This is a genomic window from Archangium violaceum, assembly GCF_016859125.1.
Taxonomy (GTDB): Bacteria; Myxococcota; Myxococcia; order Myxococcales; family Myxococcaceae; genus Archangium; species Archangium violaceum_A.
Window position 1 is genome coordinate 2,692,501 of the sequence record NZ_CP069338.1, and the last position, 20,768, is coordinate 2,713,268.

The following is a 20,768-nucleotide window of genomic DNA, read 5'->3' on the forward strand; positions in this document are numbered from 1 at the left end:
TGCCGCCCCGTTCACCGCTTCGCCTCGTGAGGAGTCAACACCGCGCCGGGGCGCCTTGTTTCTTCCTGTCGAGGGGGCGCGGAATCTACTTCACTTCCGCGTCTCGTGTCAACTCGCTTCGTCGACTCTTTCTTCCGCCCCGTCCCGGCTTTGTCGCCTGCGCGACTTCCGCCGTTTCGTGGGGAGGCGGCTTCTACCACCGCCGCGTTGAGAGTCAACTTCGCTCGCTGACTTTCTATTTCCTCTTTCACTTCGCTCGTCCGGCGCTCCCGGCCGCCGTTGCGGCCTCGCTTCCCGTCCGAGGGGGCGCGGCTTCTATCATCGCCGCACCTGGAGTCAACCGCCTTCGCTGACTCTCTTGCTCCCTCCCGCCAAGCTCCGTCACCGAGGTGACTTCCGCTTTGTCGAGGGGGCGCGGCTTCTACCACCGCCGCGTTGAGAGTCAACTCCGTACCACCGACTCCGTATTCCTTCTTCAGCCCGTTCGGGTTCTCCGCCGCCAGTGCGGCTTCGCCTTCCCGTCCGAGGGGGCGCGGCTTCTACCACCACCGCGTTTGGAGTCAACTTCGTGTTGCTGACTCCGTATTCCGTCTTTCTGCCCGCCCGGGTTCTCCGCCGCCGTTGCGACTTCGCCCAGTCGAGGGGGCGCGGCTTCTACCACCGCCGCGTTTGGAGTCAACCACCATCAGCACCTACCCTCTTCCCGCGAGGGATACTCTCTCCCACTCCAGATTGGGGTTTAAACGTTCCGGCATCGCCGCTTCCGCATTACCCATGCCGAACAGCGCGATCCCCTAGAGCTACGCGCTCAAGCGCGCACACAGAAACCCAGGTATCTAGAGATGACTCGCTGCAACCTCCCTGCTTGATCCCAGCCCAGAAAGGAGATTGGGCGCTCAGTCCATCGCACGCAGAGCGACTGAGCAAGTGCGTGGAGGAAGTCCTCGCAGACGTGCAACAGAACCAACTTGAAATTCCGCCCCCCCGCCCCATCGAAGGAGTCAGGCGTCGGAAACCGACCTTGGCCGCATCGGAGAAGCCCAGGTCGTCCCCTTGGTATTCGCTGAACCCCGGTATCGATGAGTTTGATGGGTTTGCCGACGAGCGCGGGGCATGAGGCGCTCACCGCAGTGCGACAACACGACAGTGAGCCCGCCCCCCATAACCGAAAGGCGCCACTCGTCGCTGGCCCAGGTGAAGTCCAATGGATCTTGAACTTGTGACCTCACCGTAGAAGTCGGCATCTCAACCCTACTGATAACGTAACCGTGGTCAGCTCACTGTTCGTGGACAGCCACAACTGGAACACCCGCGGCGAGCTCAAGGCCGAGGGCTCCTCCATCACCGAGGGCATCGGCCAGGGCCGCATCACCGCCAACCTCGAGGGCGCCCCCATCGACGAGTTCCTCCAGATTTCCGACGAGGAGGCCCTCCCCGTCCTCTTAACTGCTCGAGCACGAGGGCCTGTGTCTCGGCGGCTCCAGCGCCGTCAATGTCGCCGGGGCCATCCGGCTCGCCAGGAAGATGGGGCCGGGGCATACCGTCGTCACCGTGCTGTGCGACTCCGGCAACCCCTACGCGAGCAAGCTCTTCAACCCCGCCTTCCCGCGCTCCAAGCGGCTGCCCGTCCCGCGCTGGTTGGAGCGCGGCTCCGACGCTCCCTCGACTACCCGCCCCGTGGCTCGGCCCCGGACGTCTCCACGCTCGCCGCGGGAGGCATGCGGGGCAGCCGGACGGTGAAGGTGGTGCCCTCGGCGGCCGTGGACTCGACCTCCACGGTGCCTCCGTGCGCCAGCACGAGCTGACGGACGATGTACAGCCCCAGGCCGATGCTCCGGTCCGAGCGCTCCAGCCGCCCGCTGCCTCGCGTGAGCGGCTCGAAGAGGCGGGGCAACAGCTCCGGCGCGATGGGCTCGCCCGCGTTGCGCACGCGGAGCACCACATGCGCCCCGACGCCCAGGGATTCGACCCACACGGGTGAACCCTCGGGGCTGTACTTCAGCGCGTTGCCGAGGATGTTGGCGAGCACCTGCGCGATGCGATCCGAGTCCCAGTGCCCCTGGCCATCGCCGCCGCGAGACACCTGGATGTCGCGCTCGGGGTGGGCCGTCCGGGCCTCGTCCACCACGTGCTGCGTGAGCTCGTGGGCGTCGCAAGGCACGGGCCGCACGGGGATGCCTCCCCCCATGCGCGCCTGGGTGAAGTCGAGCAGGTCGCGAATCATCCGGTGGGCACGCTCCGCCGCGGACACGATGCGGGCCGCCGTCTTGGCCTGCCACGGCTGCGTGTCCTCCCGCCGCAGCATCAGCGCCGCCGCGGTGAGGATGGCGCTCAGCGGGTTGCGCAGGTCATGGCTGACGATGCCGATGAGCTGCTGCTCGAACTCGGCACGCTGGTGGGCTTCCTCGAGAAGACGCTGGCGCTCCTCCTCGGCGCGCTTGCGCTCGGAGATGTCCTGCATCGCCCCCACCATGCGCACGGGCTTTCCTCCCGCGTCCCGGACGATGTAGCCCCGGTCCACCACGTGCGCCCACGTCCCGTCCTTGAACAGGAAGCGGTACTCCCCCTGCCAGTGCTCCTCCCGCGACTCCCTGGCGCGCTCGAGGCTGGCCAGCACCCGCTCGCGATCCTCGGGGTGGATGAGCCGCGACCAGCCCTCCACATCCGGCCCCAGCTCCTCCGGGGAGTAACCGAATACCTGCCCGACGGCCCCTCCGTGCCAGAGCAGCGTGTCCGTCTCCATGTCCCAATCCCAGATGGCATCGGACGTGGCGCGCAGGGCGAGCTCGTAGCGCTCCTCCGACTTGCGCAGGGCCTCCTCGGTGCGCTTGCGCCGCAGCTCCCCCTCGGCCTCGCGCAGGGCGCGCTTCACGCACGGCACCAGGCGCTCCAGCCGGTCCTTGAGGACGTAGTCCGTCGCCCCGCGCTTGAGCAGCTCGATGGCGCGCTCCTCTCCCAGCGCGCCGGAGACGAAGAGGAAGGGCGTGTCCGGACAGGCGAGCCTCGCGGCCGCCAGGGCGCTCAGCCCATCGAAGCCGGGGATGTTGTAGTCCGAGAGGATGATGTCGAAGCGGCACCGCGCCAGCGCCCGCGTGAAGTCCGCCTGGCTGTCCACGCGCTCCGCCTGGATGGAGAGTCCTCCCTCCTCGAACTGGGCGATGATGAGCTCCGCGTCCAGAGGGCTGTCCTCCAGCAGGAGGAGGGACAGCGGTTCCCCGCTGGGGTGGGACGGAAGGACCTCCAGGGCTCCGCGGGTGGCGCTCATCGCGCACCTCCGCGAGGCAGGGCCCCCGGGGGCGGCTGGTTCACCACGGCCCAGAAGAGCCCGAGGTCCTTGAGGGCCTCGACGAAGTCAGGGAAGGCCACCGGCTTCACCACGTAGGCGTTGACGCCCAGCCCGTAGCTGCGCGTCAGGTCCTGCTCCTCGCGCGAGGAGGTGAGCATCACGATGGGGATGGGCTTCAACTCGGGGTCGTTCTTCACCTGGGCGAGCACCTCGAGCCCATCCACCTTGGGTAGCTTCAAATCCAGCAACACCACGGCGGGGTGCCCATCCGGCCGGTCGGCGTAGGACCCGCGCCGCCGCAGGAAGTCGAGCGCCTGCTGCCCATCACGCACCACCACGACCTCGTTGGCCAGGTGTGCCTCCTCCAGGGCGGCCAGGGTGAGGGCCACGTCGTTGGCGTTGTCCTCGACCAGGAGGATTCTCTTGAGCTCGGTCACGGGGATGATCGTCCTTGCCGCTGCGGCATGTCAGGAGGGCGTGGCCCGGGGTAGCGTGAAATGGAAGGTGGCGCCCTGGTCCACGGCTCCCTCGGCCCAGGTCCGGCCTCCGTGCCGCGAGATGATGCGCCTCACGTTGGCCAGTCCGATGCCCGTCCCCTCGAATTGTTCCACGGTATGCAGGCGCTGGAAGACGCCGAAGAGCTTGTCCACGTACTGCATCTCGAAGCCCACGCCGTTGTCGCGCACCCAGATCTCCACCTCGCCCGCCTCCTCCCTCGCCCCCACCTCGATGAGCGCCTGGGGCCGGGGCCGGGTGTACTTCAATGCGTTGCCGAGCAGGTTGCGTAACACCTGCCGGAGGAGGGATGGGTCCGCCTCCACCCAAGGCAGCTCGCCCACCCGCCATTCGACCTCGCGCCCATTCGCCTCCGTGAGCAGCTCCCGGCGGATCTCCTGCACGAGCGCGCTGAGGTCCACCCGGGTCTGACGCAGCTCGGCCCGGCCCATCCGGGAGAAGGCGAGCAGGTCATCGACGAGCTGCCCCCCCTGCTGCGCGGCGGTGAGGATCGTCTTGAGGTGGCCGCGGGACACGTCGTCCAGGGAGGCACCCGCGCGCCGGTCCAGGAGCTGGGCGAAGCCGGTGATGTGGCGCAGCGGGGCGCGCAGATCGTGGGAGACCGAGTAGCTGAAGGACTCCAGCTCCTTGTTGGCCTCCTGGAGCTGGGTGGTGCGCTCGCGCACGCGCTGCTCCAGGCTGGCGTTGAGCTGGCGGATCTCCTCCTCCGCGCGCCGGAGGTTCTCGACGGTGCGCCGCTCCTCGTCGATGTCCGTGTTGGTGCCGAACCACCGGACGATGCGGCCCTCGGTGTCCCGCACGGGGATGGCGCGCGCGAGGAACCACCGGAACCCGCCGCCCTTGTGCCGCAACCGGAACTGCTCCTCCCAGGACACCCCCTCGGAGAGCGCCCTGCGCCAGGTGGACACCACCCGCTCGACATCGGCCGGGTCGTGCACGGCCTTCCATCCCCAGCCACGCATCTGCTCGGTGGTGATGCCGGTGAAGTCGGTCCAGCGCTCGTTGGTCCAGGTCACCACCCCCTCCGGGTCGGCGATCCACACGAGATGGGGGATGGAATCGGCCAGGAAGCGGAACTGCTGCTCGCTCTCGCGCAGCTCCGCGGCCAGCGCCTCGAGCTTGTTGCGGGCGAGCACCTGCTCGGTGACCTCGAAGGCGGCGGCGACGATGCCCTCCACCTTCCCCTCCGCGTCCCGCAGCGGCTGGTAGGCGATGTTGAAGAAGCCGTCTTCCAGGGGCGCGCCGGCGGTCCGGTGCCAGCGGGTGGGGACCTCCTGCTTCTGGATGGGCACGCCCGTGCGGTACACGTTGTCGAGCATCTCGAAGAAGCCCTGTCCCTTGAGCTCGGGCACGGCCTGGCGCACGGGAATCCCCAGCAGGGGGCGCCCGCCCGTGAGCTGCTGGTAGACGCGGTTGCCCATCTCGTGGACGAGCTCGGGACCGCGCAGGACGGCGAACGAGGCGGGCAGCTGCATCAGCGCCTCGAAGAGGTTCCTGCGCTGCGTCTGGGCCAGCTGGTACAGCCGCTGGTTCTCCACGGCCACGCTCGCCAGCTGCGCGAGCTGCACCACGATGAGCTCGTCCTCCTCCGTGAAGTCTCCCTCGAGCTTGTCGGAGAGCTGGATGAGGCCGAGGTTCCTGCCATCGCGGCCCACCAGCGGCACGGCGAGCCAGCCGCGCATGGGCGGGTGCGTGGCCGCGTGCCGGCCGAAGCCCTTCCACATCGGGTGGGCCTCGAGCTGCGCCTGGGTCATGCGCAGGGGCTGGTTCGTCCGGCAGACCAGGGCGTAGATGCCGCTGCCGTCCGTCTTCTCGCCGTAGTCGCGCCAGGCCGCGTATTTGTCCGAGAGCGAGACGGCGTTGATGGCCTGCGTCCAGTTGCCATCTTCCGTCAGGCTGATGACGGATTGGTGGGCACCGACGAGCGCCCGGACCCGCTCGGTGGTGAGGGCGAGCATGGCATCCAGGCTGTCCGCCGAGTTGAGGGCCACCGCCGTCTGCGCCAGCTCCTTGAGCAGCTCGGCCCGACGGCGCTCACGCGCGAGCAACTCGAGGCGCTCCGCCTCGGAGCGTTTGCGCTCGGTGATGTCCTGCACCGTGCCGATGAAGCGCACCGCGCGGCCCTGCTCGAAGTAGGTCCGGCCCGTGGCGCGCAGCCACCGCACGACGCCGTCGTACGGACCCACGGTGCGGTACTCGATGTCGTAGCCGCCACGGCCCCCCGGGTCGAAGCTGCGCTGCACGGCGTCGTCGGTGGGCTGGCGATCCTCCGGGTGCAGCAGGGAGAGGAAGCGCTCGTAGGTGACGTCCTCCTCGGGCGGCAGGCCGAAGAGCTCCTTGCAGCGCGCATCCCACCGGAGCGCCCCGGTGAGGAGGTCGAGGTCCCACGTGCCGAGCGCGGTGGAGGTGACGGCCAGCCGCAGCCGCTCCTCGCTGGTGCGCAGTGCCCCCGTCTGGAGGCGGAGCTCCTCGGCGAGGCGCTCGCTGCGGCGCCGCGCCAGGACATGCTCGGTCACGTCGACGGCGAAGGTGAGCAGGCCCGTGGGGCGCCCGTCCGCGTCGCGCACCGCCTGATAGATGAGGTTGAAGAAATACTCCTCCGGCTTCCCGTTGCCCTTCCGGTCCAGCGCGATGGGGAACTCGTTGGCCTGGAAGGACTCGCCCGTCTCCATCACGCCCTGGAGGGCCGCCATGACCTCCGGCTGGGAGAGGACCTCGGGGAGCACCTCGCGCAGGGGCTTGCCCAACTGCATGGGGCGGCCCAGCACCTCCGAATAGAGGGGATTGGCGAACTCGAAGACGAAGTCGGGCCCGCGGGTGATGGCGATGGCCGCTGGCGCCTGCATGAGCAGGTGGTGGAGCATCTCCCGGTGGGAGCCCTCCAGGGTCTCGCGCTCGCGGGCGCGCAGGGACTCCTCCTGGAGCCGCATCCGCTCGCGGGCGAGGTGGAGCTCCACGAACACGGCCACCTTGGCGCGCAGCACCGGGGCCACGAGCGGCTTGCGCAGGTAGTCCACCGCCCCGTGGGCGTAGGCCTCGAGCACCTCGCGCTCGTCGCCGTCCCCGGCCGTCATGAGCAGGACGGGGGTCCGCTGGTTGCGCACCCGCTGGCGCAACAGCGCCGTCACCTCGACGCCGCTCATGTCCCCCAACCGCACATCCATGAGGACGGCGGCGAAGTCCGTCTCGAGCACGCGCCGGAGCGCCTCCTGTCCGGAGCCCGCCTTCACCAGGCGCTGGCCCAGGGGGGCGAGGATGGCCTCCACGGCGGCGAGGTTGGCGGCGTCATCATCGACGAGCAGGACGCTCGCCTGCCCGGGGGTTACCAGGGCTTCTGGACGCGCGGCGACAACGGTCATGGTGTACGTGACTCCGTGGCACTCCGGTTCCGCCATTCGGACGCAGGGGGGACGCGTGTGGCCGGGCGCCGGCTCTTCCTATAATGGCTCGCGCCTCCCCCGAGAAAGTCGGTCCATGGCGGACCGGCAGGTTGATGGGAAGAGAACAACTCGGGTCTTCCCAGGCCGTCCGACTTCACTGGAAGTGAAAGCAACCGGGCATTCCATCCCTGGTCCCACCGCCCGGCTCATGGCAGGCGAAAGTCCCTCAGGCCGCCACCGCGTGCCTGGACGTGGCCAGCGGCAGCCGCACCCGGAAGCAGGCGCCCCGCGCCACGGACGTGTCCAGCACGAGCGTCCCCCCGTGGTTCTCCGTGACGATCTGCTGGCAGATGGCCAGCCCCAGCCCCGAGCCCTTCCCCACGTCCTTCGTGGAGAAGAAGGGCTCGAAGATGCGCTCCCTCACCTCCGGAGGAATACCCGGACCGTCATCGGCCACCACGAGCTCGACCATGCCGTCGCGCACGTCCGTGCTCACCCGCACCTGGCCCTCGTTGCCCATGGCGTCGAAGGCATTGCGCATCAGGTTCAGCAGCACCTGTCCCAGCTGGCCCTTGTGGAAGGGGAAGCGGGGCACCTCGCCACACCGGACGTCGATCCTCGCGCCGCGGGGCAACGAGCGGCGGACCAGCTCGGCCGTCTCGTGGACCAACGTGTTGAGATCATCCAGCTCGAGGCGTGGGCGATCCCCGCGCAGGAACGCGCGCAGGTCCTCCTGGATGGAGCGGATGCGCTCCGTGGCGTGCCGCATCGCCTCCAGCGCCTCGGGCGTGTCCTGGAGCACGAAGTCGATGTCCAACTCCTTCCACAGCCGCTCGACGACCCCGGCGTCCTCGGGGTGGGCGGCGAGCCGCTCGCGACACAGCCGCAGCACCTCTTCCAGCTGCTCGAAGTACTCGCGCACCGGAGGCAGGTTGTTGTGGATGGCGGTGAGCGGGTTGTTGATTTCGTGCGAGAGCCGCGCCAGGAGCTGACCCATGGCGGAGAGCTTCTCCGCCTGGATGACCTTCTCGCGGGCCCGCTCGAGCTCGGCGGTGCGGGCCCGCACCTGGCGCTCCAGCTCCACGTTCTCGCGCTTCAGGGCGAGCCCGCGCCAGCGCACCACGCCGGCCACGCACGCCCCCAGCAGCAGCACCCCCAGGCCCCGCGCCCACCAGGCCGCCCACCACGGCGGATGCACCACCAGGGAGAACCCCACCACGGGCCCCCACGGGCCCCGTCCGTTGCGCGCGCGTACCTCCAGGCGGTAGCTCCCCGGGGAGAGGGCGCTGTAGCGCACCGAGCGGCCCGCGGTGGGGTGCCAGTCGTCCAGCCCCACCAGGCGAACCTCGTGCTCCACGCGCCGCTCGTCGAACGCGCCCAGGTCCGCGAGCCGGACGTCCAGCGTCGACTCGCCAAGGGTGGACTCGAGGCCCTCCGGCGGTGGCCGGGGGAAGGAGCGGGAGCCGAGCACGGTGTCCAGCAACACCACGCGCGGAGGCTCGGCCGGGCCGAAGTAGCCCGCCCCCTCGAAGCGGCCGAGGCCACTCGAGGTGCCCACCCACACCAGCCCATCGGGGTCCGCATGGAAGGAGTTGCCACTGCAGTCGTCGCCCGGGGCGCCCCCGCTCGCGCCGAACTGCTCGAACACGCCGTCCGCGCTCACGACGTGCACCCCGGCCCCCGTCCCCACCCACAACCGGCCCACCGAGTCCTCCCCCACGAAGTAGACCATGCCGTTGTGGAGCCCCGTGTTCCGGTCCAGGTGGACGCCGTCGACGAGGCGCCCGTCCCGGTACGTGAAGCAGCTCAGGCCCAGGGGGTCGTCATAGGACACGCACACACGGCCATCCCGCCGGATCGCCAGGTAGCGCACCCGGTCGTTGCGCAGCCCCTCGGCGGTGCCCAGGCGCCGGAACACCCCCTTCTCGCGCACGTGGAGCCCGTCGCCCGCGGCCCACAGCCGTCCCGCCGCGTCCCGCTCCACGCCGAAGAAGGACATCCCCTTGCTGGCCAGCACCATCTGGAAGGACCACACCTCGCCGATGCGGACCCCGCGGATCAGCCCGCTGGTGGTGGCCGCCCACAGCGTGCCATCCGGCTCCCAGTGCAGGTCGAAGGTGTAGCGCGCCGGGTAGCCGTCCGCCTCGGCGAACGTCCGCGCTCGTCCGCTCCAGGGCTCGTAGCGATGAAGTCCCACCGGGTTGCCCGCGGCCCACACGGCGCCGTCCGGGGCCACCACCACGGCCTTGAGTGAATAGCCGCTCAGCCCGACGGGCACCCACCCCTCGGGCGTGCCGCGTGACAGCCCCACATCGCTGCCCACCCACAGCGTCCCATCGGGACCACGGTCCAGGCCCCAGATCATGCTCGACGGCAGCCCCGTGGCCGAGTCGTGCACGGTCCACAGGCCACGCCCCACGGAGCGGTGCACGCCCAGGCTGGCGACCCAGAGCGTCCCCTGCTCGTCCTCCAGGACGTCCCACATCCGCGCCGAGCGCTCCGTGAGGCCCAGCCGGAGGAACCCCGAGCGCTCCCCCTCCACCACGATGAGGCCCCGGTTGTTCGGTACGAGGAGCTGCCCGCGCCGCCCCACGCGCAACCGGTGCCCCGCGCCCAGCCCCCCCGCGAGCAGATGGGAGCGCTCCTCGAGCACCCCTCCCTCGCGGGACTGCACGAGGAGCCACCCATCACCGCTCAGCCACAGGCGACCCTGTCCGTCCCGCGCGATGGAGAGGATGTTGCGCAGCTCGGGCCCCGGCAGCCGGCGGCTCCTCCAGACCCCGTGGACATCCCGGGTCAGCAGGCGCGACTCCGAGCCCACCTGGAGCGCACCCGAGGCATCCACCCAGAGCACCTGGGCCGCGCCACCCGGCCACCCGGGCGACAGGACGAAGCGTCCCGGCTCCGACTCCACGAACAGACCGTCCTCGCTGCCCACGAGCATCCGCTTCCGGGCGTCCAGACGGAGCCGCAGCACCCGCGAGGAGACACCGTTCATCGGCACGGAGACGAAGTGGCTGCCGTCCCAGCGGACCACGCCGCCCCGGGTCACCAGGAGCAACCGCCCCTCGGCGTCGAGCGTCGCGTCGTTCACGATCGGCGAGGGCAGGCCGGCCTCCAGCCCGAAGCGCTCGAAGCGCTCACCGTCGAAGCGGTACATCGCGTCCGCCGCGCAGACCCACACGAACCCTTCCCCATCCTGGAAGACCCAGGACATGTCCTGGTTCTCGATGCCGGCATCCGTGCCGTAGCTCCGGAAGCCGATGCGCCCCGGGGGCTCCCCCGCGCGCGCCACGTCGCCTCCCCAGCAAACGAGGACCACCGCCAGGAACATGGCGAACCGATGCGACGACATGACTCCGGAAGCCTCTTCTGAAGCGGGGTGGCGCGGCTGTCGCTTCAGTATACGGGAAGACGGAGGCTCAGCCCGAGACGGGGGGCTTGGAGGCGAGCGCCGACGCGGCGGACACATCGGGAGCCGAGGCCCTCCGGCGCCAACGGCCGTAGAGCTTCTTCGCTGGCAGTGCGAGCCCCAGCGACACCGCCAGTACAGAGAGCGCCAGGCCCAGCGCGGGCAGTACGTCCTGTGAGTGCCCCAACCAGCCCGCGAGGCTCGGGAAGGTGGACCAGCCGTACACGATGGGCAGGTGCACCACGTAGACCCAGAGCGACGCGCGGCCCACCGGGCCCAGCAGCCCGTCCAGCCGCGAGGGCAGCAGCATGGCCAGCCCCGCCACCACGGTCAGCAGGCCCACCCGCCACAGCACCAGCGTGGGAGCACCCCTCCCGGGGTCCCCGCCCCACAGCGTCATCAGCGCGAGCAGCACGGCGCCCGGGCCCATGAGGCACAACCAGTGCGGCACGCGCCTCACACCCGCGAGCCCCAACCCCGTGAAGCCGCCCAGGAAGAAGTACGCCGACCACGGGAAGAGCGGGAAGCTGGATGTCCTGCCCACCAGCGCCTGCTCCAGCGCCAGCGGCCACCCGCCCGCCTCCACCACCGCGCGCAACCCCGCGCTCACGCAGGGGAAGAGCACCGCCAGGAAGGCCAGCGCGGCCATCCGCGCCGCCCGCCCCTTCAGCAACGCCAGCACGCCCGCGCCCAGCAGCAGCGCCCCCGCCACGCCATGCAGCGCATCGAAGGCCAGGAAGTGCCGCCACACCGCCAGCTCCCCGGCGAACAGCGCTGGCAGCCCCCAACCGGGCCAACGTAACAGGTAGCCCCAGCCGAGCAGCAACCCCACGCGCGGCAGGTACCGGCGCAGCACGCGGGGGCCATGCGCGCCCGTGCGCCGCACCGTCGTCGCGAAGGCCCACCCGGCCACGAAGAGGAACAGCGGCGCCGTCACGGCCCGCATGGACCAGTACGCCCGCATGCCCGGGCCCCCGCGCGCCGCGTCCGACAGCACCGCGTCCAGCGTGTGGCCCATCACCATCGCGATGACGGCCACCGCCCGCGCACGGTCCAGCCCCGTGTCGCGGGGGCCTGGCACCGGGGCGGGCGGCGCGACGGCGGAAGGCTGGGAGCTGCTCATGGGTGCGACGACTTCGCTCAGACGCGCATCGGCATCACGACGGCCGTGAAGCTGCGGTCCCCCGGCGCGTGCAGCACGCCCGGGCTGTGCTCGTCACCCAGCTCGAAGGCCACCTCGTCCGTGTCCGTCACCGTCAGCACGTCGATGAGGTAGCGCGCGTTGAAGCCGATGGTGATGGGGGTGCCCCGGTAGGCGATGTCCAGCGCGTCCTTGGCCTCACCCAGGTCCGGGTTGTTCGCGGTGATGAGCAGCTGGTTCTCCGCCAGGCCCACGCGCACCGCGTAGCTCTTGTCCGCGCTCAGCAGCGCGATGCGCTTGAGGCCCTCGAGCAGCCGCGTCTTGGGCACCAGCACCGCCTTCTCCCCCTCCTTGGGGATGACGCGCTGGTACTCGGGGAACTGCCCGTCGATGAGCCGCATCACCATCGTCAGGCCCGTCTTCTTGAAGAGCGCCGAGTTCTCCGCGAACCCCAGGTGGCACTCCGCGTCCGGCGCCTCGTCCAGGAGCCTCTTGAGCTCCAAGAGGCCCTTGCGCGGGATGATGACACCACCCTTGAGCTTGAAGTCCCCCTGCAGCTCGCGCTCGATGAGCGAGAGGCGGTGACCGTCCGTGGCCACCATCCGCACCTTGCCGCCGGCCTGCGGCTCGAAGAAGACGCCGTTGAGGATGTAGCGCGTCTCGTCCGTGGAGATGGCGAACTGCGTCTTCTTGATCATCTCCAGCAGCGTGTTGCCCATCACCTGCACCAGCGGGGCGCTCTCCTCGCGCGGCAGCTTCGGGTACTCCTCGGGCGCGGTGCCGACGATCTTGAAGTGCGCCGAGCCGCTCGAGATCTCCACGTAGTTGTTCGCCAGCTTCTTGAGCGTGACGTGGGCGTCCGGCAGGTTCTGGACGATGTCGAAGACGTACTTGGCGCTCAGCGTGACGGCGCCCGGCTTCACCACCTCGGCCGGGTGCTCGGAGACGATGCCGATCTCCAGGTCGAACGCCGTGACGGTCACCCCCGACTTGTGCGCCGTGACCAGCACGTTGGCCAGGATGGGCATCGTCGTCTTGCGCTCCACGATGCCCTGGGCGCGGTAGAGGGCCTTCTTCAGCTCGTCGGCGGCGATGCGGAATTCCATCTCGGGGTCCTTGAAGAACCGGGGGGTTACGGGAAAGAACGGCGGCTCCATGGCCGCCCGAGGCGGATGTAGCCCGGGGGGGCCAAGCCGTCAACGAACCTGACGTCTGCGGTCATGCCGACTCGACCAGTATACGGGGAGACGGGGACTTGAACTGCCTCCCCGCGCACGGGCATACAGGTAGCACTTCATCCTACCGACCAGCCGACCGGTCGCTGCTTCCAGCCAGCCCCGCCCCCATAACTTAGGGCGGGCAGGACGCGGAGGCGCCATGCACGACAGGTTCTACAAGACCGACGACGAGTGGCGGGAGCAGCTCACCCCGGAGCAGTACCGGATCATGCGGCAGAAGGGCACGGAGCCCCCATTCACCGGCGCCTTCTGGAATCACCACGGCCGGGGCATCTACAGCTGCGCCGGCTGCGGCTGCACCCTCTTCTCCTCGAAGACGAAGTTCGACTCGGGCACAGGCTGGCCCAGCTTCTGGGCGCCCATCAAGTCCAGCCACATCGCCCACCACGATGACCGCACCTTCCTGCACACCCGGACCGAGGCGTCGTGCAGCCGCTGCGGCGCCCACCTCGGCCACGTCTTCGATGACGGGCCGCCGCCCACCGGGCTGCGCTATTGCGTCAACTCGGCCGCCCTCGTCTTCGAGCCCGAGGAGCAGCTGCGCGCGGAGGAGCTCGGCGAGGAGCTCGGCGCCTTCGCCTCCGAATAACCCGGGCATGCGCCCCGCCAGGAACAGGAAGTGGTATCACCCCGGGAGGCGGCGAGACCGCCGCGTCCCTTCCGGAGCCCGAACCATGACCTCGAGTCATCCCCTCCTCTCCGCCGCCCTCGCGCTCGGCCTGCTCGCCGGCTGCAGCAACCGCACCACCCCCGAGCCCCGGCCCACCGAGTCCACCTCCGCACCCACCACCCAGCCCGCGCCCCTGATGGAAACGCCTCCCACCTCCAAGCCCGCCCCGTCCTCCTCCGCCTCGGCCGACGCCGCCGGGAAGCGGGGGCAGGCCCTCCCGACCGACGGCGCCGACACCGGCGCCCGGGACACCGCCGCCGCGAAGCCCGTGGTGTACCTGGTGAAGGACAGCGGGGTGCGCTGCATCACCGCGCCCTGCCCGTCCTATATCGCCACCCCGGTGGACCAGCCCGGCGCGGAGGGCATTCAGATCACCGATGTGGACCTCTCCGCGCTCGGCCTGCCCGAGGATCGGCGCGCCACCCTCCTCGAGTCCGTCCAGGGCCGCGGCGCCGGACTCAAGGTGGAAGCCACGGTGGACACGGTGCCCAAGGCGGGCCCTGGTGGCGCCGCCACCGTGCTACGTGTCAAGAAGGTCGTCGAGGGCCGGTAGTCCCCCCGTCCCACATCCTCCCGGAAGGAGCCTCCTGCCTCCCTCCGGGTTCACCGGCAGGGGGGCTTCCGTCATGATGGGGCGAGTGGTCATCACACCCCATGTCATGCGCGCGGCCCGGGGGCTCCTCGGACTGCTGGCCCTGCCGTACCTCCTGCTCGCCGGCTCCGCCCACGCGGTGCCGTCTCCCCGGCTGGAGGCCTCACCACGCCAGCTCCTCTCCGGACGCGACACCCGCTCCACCCTCACCCTTTCCGGGCTGCCCGCCGACGCGCGCCTCGCGTGCAGCACGGGCCGGCTCCTCTCCACGCGGCGCTCCGCCTCCGACACGCTCGAGGCCACCTTCGCCCCGCCGCGCGCCGAGACCCTCGCGCCCATCCTCTGCGCCGCGGTGTCCCCCTCCTCGGGCGCCCTGGCCACCGTGGTGCTCGAGGTGCAGCGCCGCCAGGTGTTGCCACTCACCGGGCTCCCGCCCCTGGGCCGCGTGGAGGTCCGCATCGGAGACACCCTCTACGGCCCCGTGCGCGCCAACGCCCAGGGACAGGCCGAGGTGTCCGTGCTCCTCGGCCCCACCCACACCCAGGCCACCGTGACGACCACGGAGCCCGGCCAGCCGGCACGGCACAAGGCCCTGCCGCTCCCCGTGTCGTCCCGGCCCGTGGTGCTGCTGATCAGCGCGGAGTCCTCCCTCGAGGCAGACGGCGTGCACGGCGTGCGCGTCTGGACTTTCGGCATCGACGGTCAGGGTGCGCCGCTGGACACCCCGCCGTCCTTCTCGCGGAGCGGAGGCACCTTCGAGCCCCAGCGCGTGGCACCCGGTGTCCACGTGGGCACCTTCGTTCCCCTCCCCCGGGCCTCCCCGGGCGAGGCGGTGCTCACCGCCCAGTCGGGGGGTGGGGAGTCCTCCTCCGTCCGCGTGGAACTGAGGCCCGGCGTGAAGCCCGTGCTCACCCTGGAGGCCGTCACGCGCGAGTTGCTCGCGGATGGGCGCTCGGGCACGGACGTCACCGTGAGCGTCCATGACGAGCGGGGACGCGCGCTGCCCGGTCAACCCGTCCGGCTCCAGGCCACGCGCGGCGAGGTGGCCCCCCTGCAGGATCGCGGAGATGGCACCTATCTGGCGCGCTACCGAGCTCCCGTCGGCGGAGGAGAGGCGCGGCTCGACGCCCTCCTCGATGGCGCGCCCCCGGCCTCGCTCGCCCTGACGCTGCGCCCTCCTCCACGGCTCACCCTGGAGCCGAGCACGCACGAGCTGCCCGCGGATGGCGCGACGCGGCTCGAGCTCCACCTCACCGCCCGCGACGCGAAAGGCGCCCTCGTTCCGGAAGGGACGGAGGTGTCCCTCTCCACCACGCTCGGCACGGTGCCCGCCTCCGTGAGAATGCGCGAGGGCCAGGCCACCGTCGAGCTGGTGGCGGGCCGCAAGGCCGGCGAGGCGCGCGTCGAGGCCCGCTGGGGGGAGGAGCTCGCCCGCGCCACCGTGCGGCTCGTCCCCGGCCCCCCCGCCCGCCTGCGCGTGCGCCCCGAGGAGCGCGCGGTGCTCTGCGACGGCCAGGACAGCGCACAGGTGCACCTCCTCGTCGAGGACGCCAACGGCAACCCTCTGGACGGCGTGCCCATCACCCTGAGCGCGGCGGGCACCCAGGCCGAGCACGGACACTTCGAGCGCGTGGCGTCGCTCGGCGGGGGCGAGTTCGTCACCCGCTTCCATGCGCCCTCCCGATGCGAGGGCGGCGTGGCCACCCTGCTCGCCGCGGCCGGCGAGGCCCGGGGGGATGCCCGGCTCACCCTCGGCTCGCGCACGCCCCGGGGCTTCACCGTGCGGCTCGGCGCGCAGAGCAACCTCGGCCGGCTGGTGCAGCCCGCCCTGGAGCTGGAGGGAGACGTACGGCCCTACGCGTTCGGCGAGCGGCTCGCCGCCAGCGCCTCGCTCCAGGTGGCCCATGGAGGCTTCTCCCTGAGCGGCGAGAGCACGGCGCACGAGTCCTTCGAGCTGTCCGGCACCGCCCTCACCACCACCCTGTCCGCCGGTGCGCGTTGGCTCGTGCCCCTCGGGGGCCCGCTCTCCGCCTATGCCGGCGCCGGGCTCGACGCGCACCTCGTCAGCATCACCTGGCGCCTCAGCCTGGATCAGGGCGGCGCCCAGCGCCTGCTCACCCCCGTGCTCGGTGGGCACGCGCGGCTCGGACTCACCTGGGCGTACGGACCGGGTGAGCTCGTGCTGCAGGGGCGCTATGGCCTCGCCCGGCTCCCCGCGGGCAATACCTTCCAGGGCCCCATCGGCGGGCTCTCCACTTCACTCGGCTACCGGTTCCCGCTCTGACGAAAGGAGACACGGATGCGCTCCCGTACCGTGGAAGGCTCTTGGCTCCGGCGCTCGCCCGGCCCGCTCCCGCTCGCATGGCTCCTGGTCTGCGTGCTCTCCTGCGGCACCCGCTCCGACACGCCGCGCCTGGAGAAGGTGTCTCCCGAGAGCGGGCCCTTCGGCGCCCCCGAGCGCCTGACGCTCAGCGGTGCCTTCGCGCCGGATCTGTCGGTGGACCTGGGCTCGACGAAGGAGCCCCCCTCGCTGGAGAACCGCTTCGAGGTGCGCATCGGCCCCGAGCGCGCCTATGGCGTGCAATTCGTCTCCCGCGACTCGCTCGAGGCCACCGCTCCGGCCACCCTTCCCCCGGGCCAACACGACATCACCGTCACCGATGCCCAGGGCCGCTCCGCCACCCTGCCCGGCGCCTTCACGGTCATCGACCGGGACGTGCAGCGCCTCGTCTTCGTCACCTCGATACGCTGGGCCCACCCCGAGCAGTGGACGGAGGCCATCCGCCTCGAGCTGAGGGACGACGATGGCCTGCCCACCCCCACCTCCACCCCGCGCACCCTGAGCATCGCCAGCGACTCGAAGACCGGCCTCGTCGCCCTGTTGGGCCAGGAGCAGACGGCCGAGGCCGAGCTGGTGGTGACGCTCGCGCCCGGAGAGTCGGGGGTGGACCTCATGTACAAGGACACCACGCCGGGCTACCACACGCTCAAGTCCAACAGCGGCCAGCTCGATTCCATTACCCAGACGGTGGCGGTGGGACGGTTCGGCCCCCCCACCGCGGTGCGCTTCACCCGGGTGCCCCTCTCGCCCCTGGTGGCCGGACAGCCCGTGCCGCTCGGCGTGGAGGTGCTGGACTCCAGCGGAGGCCCGGCCTCGCTCCCGGCCAAGGGCCTCCAGCTCGACCTGCGTACCACCTCTCCCGGCGGCGGCCTGGCCGTCGACACGTCCGACGCGTACCACCCGACCCTCTCCCTCACCATGCAGGAAGCGGGGACCCTGTCCCTGCTCTACAAGGACACGCGCAGCGCGGCGGAGGTGCTCCTGTCGGTGAGGGCGATCAACCAGGACACCCTCACCGAGCTGGAGCCCCATGCGGTGGGCATCGAGGTGAAGCCCGGACCCGTCCGCCGCCTGGAGGTTCAGCGCTCCGGCTCCGGCCCCCTGCAGGTGGGCATCGCCGAGCACTTCGTCATCCAGGCGCTCGATGAGTGGGGCAACCGCACGCACGACACCGAGGAGGTGCTGCTGAAATCCGACCCCTTCGATCCGGGCTTCTCGCTGAGCAGCGTGGTGCTCGAGGAGGGCAAGGCCGCCTTCGACGCCGAGTTCACCCGGGTGCAGACGGTGAAGGTGGTGGCCACCTACCGAAGCGTGGCCGGCGTGACCGGCGCCTCGCAGGAGTTCTCCATTCTCGGAGGCCGGCCCACGCGCCTGGAGGTGTCGCCCGTGCAGGGGCCCCAGCGCGCGGGCGAGCCCTTCGAACTCACCATCAAGGCACTGGACCGCTTCGGCAACCCCTCGGAGACGTCCATGTCCGTGACGCTCTCCGCCGCCGGCGTCCCCGAGGGCGCGCTGAGCCCCACCACCACCGGCATCTTCACGGGCTCCATCCAACTCCCGGTGACACTGACCACCGCCGTGGAGGAGACCCACCTGGAGCTCGTCGAGGGCACGCCCGAGGAGCCCGGAGAGCTGCGCACCTCCACCGGAGGCTTCGCCGTGCGCCCTGGCGCCACGCGGCGCTTCGTGGTGGAGGACACGCCGGGCGCGCAGAAGGCGGGCGTGCCCTTCCGGGTGCGCATCCGCGCGGTGGACGCCCATGGCAACACCACCCGGGACGTGTACACCCTGAAGCTCGGCGCCGAGAACATCGACGGCAGCCGCGTCACGCCCTCCACCTTCAGCGGCTTCCAGGGCCAGGCCGACGTGGACCTCACCGTGACGCAGTCCCACCCCGGCACGCGGGTGACCGTCGTCTCCGGAGACCTCCAGGGGCAGCAGGCCGGCACCTTCGACATCCACCCCGGCGCCCTCGTCCGCTTCGACGTCCAGGCGCCGGACTGCATCGTGGAGAGGGACCGGTGGAAGCTCACCCTGCGGGCGCTCGACACGTGGGGCAACGTCGTCACCTCGTACACGGGGACGGCCCGGCTCACGGTGACGCCGTTCGGCAACATCTCCCCCATCACCACGCAGGCCTTCAGCGCGGGCACCACCACCGAGCCGAACGTCATCATCAGCGAGCTGGCGGGCAAGACGCCCCACGACTGTCTGCTGGTCACCGCCACCGATGTCACGGACAACAGCAAGTCGGGCTCGGCCTGCATCAGCCTGCAGGCGAGCTGCCCGGCGCCGGTGAAGTGAGCCCGAGTCCATGAGAATCCGCTCCCGGCTGCTGCTGCTGCTCATCGCCTTCGCCGCGGTGCCCACCGTGGCCACGGGACTGCTGGCATGGCGGGGCGCGGAGCGGGCCCTCGCGGCGTCGGTGGACGAGCAGCACCGGCGCACCGCGCTCGCCGAGGCGGAGCATGCCGCCACCCATGTCCTCTCGCTGGCCACGGAGCTCGAGGCGGCGCTGCTCCACCAGGACCCCACCACGCTCGGCCCCGCCGCGGCCCAGGAGTTCCTCACCCGCGTCTTCCTGCGGCGAGACCGCATCACGCAGGTGGGACTCTTCGATGCCCAGGCGCACCTGCTGGCCAGCGTCTTCGTGGACGACCCGGAGCCCTTCGCGCGGCAGGAGCCGCAGTTCCGCCGCCACGACACCGTCACCGCCGCGGAGGTGGAGGACTTCCAGCGGCGGGCGGCGGAGCTGCTCTCCCGGGTGCCCGCGGGCCGCGCGTACACCATCTCCGCGCCCTACCTCACCGCCGTGCGCCACCGGCCCGCGGTGGTGGTGGCGGCGCGCGAGTCCGGCTCCCACGGCGGAGGGCTCGCCGCCGAGCTGGGCCTGGAGGAGCTCTCCCAGCGGCTGACCACCGGCGGCGAGAGCCACGAGCGCGTCTTCCTGCTGGATGACCGGGGCCGGCTGCTGCTGGATGGAAGGGCGGAGCACACGCCCCTCCAGGAGGACTTCTCCGCGAGGCTGCCGGAGGCACGGGGCGCGAGGCAGCCGGGACAGGGCCACTACGAGGAGGACGGACAAACGTGGCTGGCGGCCTTCAGCCCGGTGCCGGAGCTGGGCTGGGTGGCGGTGGTGGCCCGCCCGCGCGAGGCCGCGCTCGCTCCGCTGCAGGCCCTGGCCCGGAGTACCTTCGAGGTGCTGGGACTCACCCTGCTGGGCGTGCTGGTGCTGTCGCCTCTGCTGGCCCGCGCCCTGGCACGCCCCATCGCCCGGCTGGCCGAGGGCGCGCGCGAGCTGGCCCGGGGCAACCTCGGCCACCGCATCTCCCTCAAGCGCCGGGACGAGCTGGGAGACCTGGCGCACGCCTTCAACGACATGGGCCAGGCGCTGGAGACGGCCCACCGCGAGCTGCTGGGCTTCAACGAGCAGCTCGCGGCCCAGGTGGAGGAGCGCACCCGCGAGCTGAAGCAGACGCAGGCCCAGCTCTCGCGCAGCCAACGCCTGGCGGCCATGGGAGACCTGGCGGCCGGCATGGCCCACGAGATGAACAACCCGCTCGCCGCCATCCTGGGCAACGTGCAGCTCATGTTGATGGACCTACCGGAGGAGGACCCGTCCCGGCGGATGCTCAACACCGTCCACAACCAGGCCCAGCGCATCGCCACCATCGTCCGCGAGCTGCAGTTGCTCTCCGAGCGCCAGCAATCGGGGCGCAGCCCGGTGGACCTGCACCGGGTGCTCAACCGCGTCCTGGAGGCGCGAGGCCCGGAGCTGACCCAGGCGGGGGTGCGCGTGGACCGCCACTTCCTCTCCGGAGAGGTGAAGGTGCTCGCCGATACGCAGGCGCTGGGCGACGTCTTCAGCCGGCTGCTGGTCAACGCGCTCAACGCCCTGAGGGACAGGCCGGAGCGTACCCTCACGCTGGCCACCCACGTGGTGGACGCGCAGCTGGTGAAGGTGGAGATGCGGGACACGGGCCGGGGCATCCCCCGCGAGCACCTGGAGCGCATCTTCAACCCCTTCTTCACCACCAAGCAGCAGTGGACCGGGAAGGGCCTGTCCCTGGCCATCTGCCACCGCGTCATCGAGGACCACGGCGGCTCCATCTCCCTCCAGAGCGACGAGGGCGTGGGCACCACCGTCACGCTCGTCCTGCCCACGGCCCCCACGCAGGGCTCCCTGGTCTGA

General features: G+C 71.1%; 11 protein-coding genes. 5 read left to right on the forward strand and 6 right to left on the reverse strand.

The window, feature by feature from the left end; genetic code table 11:
• Nucleotides 1-1,666: 1,666 nt before the first annotated feature.
• From JQX13_RS11580 to dnaN, 6 genes are all read right to left on the reverse strand, one after another.
• Nucleotides 1,667-3,265 carry a sensor histidine kinase gene (locus JQX13_RS11580; protein WP_203409070.1) on the reverse strand — a complete coding sequence of 533 codons (1,599 nt, stop codon included), beginning with the start codon at nucleotides 3,263-3,265 and terminating at the stop codon, nucleotides 1,667-1,669.
• Nucleotides 3,262-3,723: a response regulator gene (locus JQX13_RS11585; protein WP_203409071.1), complete on the reverse strand. Its 462-nt coding sequence runs from the start codon at nucleotides 3,721-3,723 to the stop codon at nucleotides 3,262-3,264. Before JQX13_RS11585 ends, JQX13_RS11580 begins: the two co-directional genes overlap by 4 nt.
• Nucleotides 3,724-3,753: 30 nt before the next feature.
• Nucleotides 3,754-7,161 (reverse strand): PAS domain-containing protein, encoded by a 3,408-nt coding sequence (locus JQX13_RS11590; protein WP_203409072.1) that lies wholly within the window; start codon nucleotides 7,159-7,161, stop codon nucleotides 3,754-3,756.
• Nucleotides 7,162-7,408: 247 nt separating this feature from the next.
• Complete coding sequence (locus tag JQX13_RS11595; RefSeq protein ID WP_203409073.1) at nucleotides 7,409-10,537, reverse strand: sensor histidine kinase; 3,129 nt, start codon at nucleotides 10,535-10,537, stop codon at nucleotides 7,409-7,411.
• A 67-nt stretch (nucleotides 10,538-10,604) separates the two neighbouring features.
• Complete coding sequence (locus JQX13_RS11600) at nucleotides 10,605-11,717, reverse strand: acyltransferase family protein (protein WP_203409074.1); 1,113 nt, start codon at nucleotides 11,715-11,717, stop codon at nucleotides 10,605-10,607.
• Nucleotides 11,718-11,734: 17 nt separating this feature from the next.
• Entirely contained in the window at nucleotides 11,735-12,841 is a 1,107-nt protein-coding gene (dnaN, locus tag JQX13_RS11605; protein ID WP_203409075.1) for a DNA polymerase III subunit beta, read from the reverse strand.
• A gap of 271 nt (nucleotides 12,842-13,112) precedes the next feature.
• Between dnaN and msrB the strand changes: the two genes are divergently transcribed.
• The 5 genes from msrB (at nucleotide 13,113) to JQX13_RS11630 (ending at nucleotide 20,768) form a co-directional block, all read left to right on the forward strand.
• Complete coding sequence (msrB, locus tag JQX13_RS11610; RefSeq protein WP_203409076.1) at nucleotides 13,113-13,562, forward strand: peptide-methionine (R)-S-oxide reductase MsrB; 450 nt, start codon at nucleotides 13,113-13,115, stop codon at nucleotides 13,560-13,562.
• An 85-nt stretch (nucleotides 13,563-13,647) separates the two neighbouring features.
• On the forward strand, nucleotides 13,648-14,196 hold the full coding sequence (locus JQX13_RS11615; protein WP_203409077.1) for a DUF6748 domain-containing protein: 549 nt from the start codon (nucleotides 13,648-13,650) through the stop codon (nucleotides 14,194-14,196).
• Nucleotides 14,197-14,269: 73 nt separating this feature from the next.
• On the forward strand, nucleotides 14,270-16,519 hold the full coding sequence (locus JQX13_RS11620) for an invasin domain 3-containing protein (RefSeq protein ID WP_203409078.1): 2,250 nt from the start codon (nucleotides 14,270-14,272) through the stop codon (nucleotides 16,517-16,519).
• A gap of 15 nt (nucleotides 16,520-16,534) precedes the next feature.
• Nucleotides 16,535-18,880: an IPT/TIG domain-containing protein gene (locus tag JQX13_RS11625; protein WP_203409079.1), complete on the forward strand. Its 2,346-nt coding sequence runs from the start codon at nucleotides 16,535-16,537 to the stop codon at nucleotides 18,878-18,880.
• 10 nt (nucleotides 18,881-18,890) lie between these two features.
• Nucleotides 18,891-20,768 (forward strand): sensor histidine kinase, encoded by a 1,878-nt coding sequence (locus tag JQX13_RS11630; RefSeq protein WP_203409080.1) that lies wholly within the window; start codon nucleotides 18,891-18,893, stop codon nucleotides 20,766-20,768.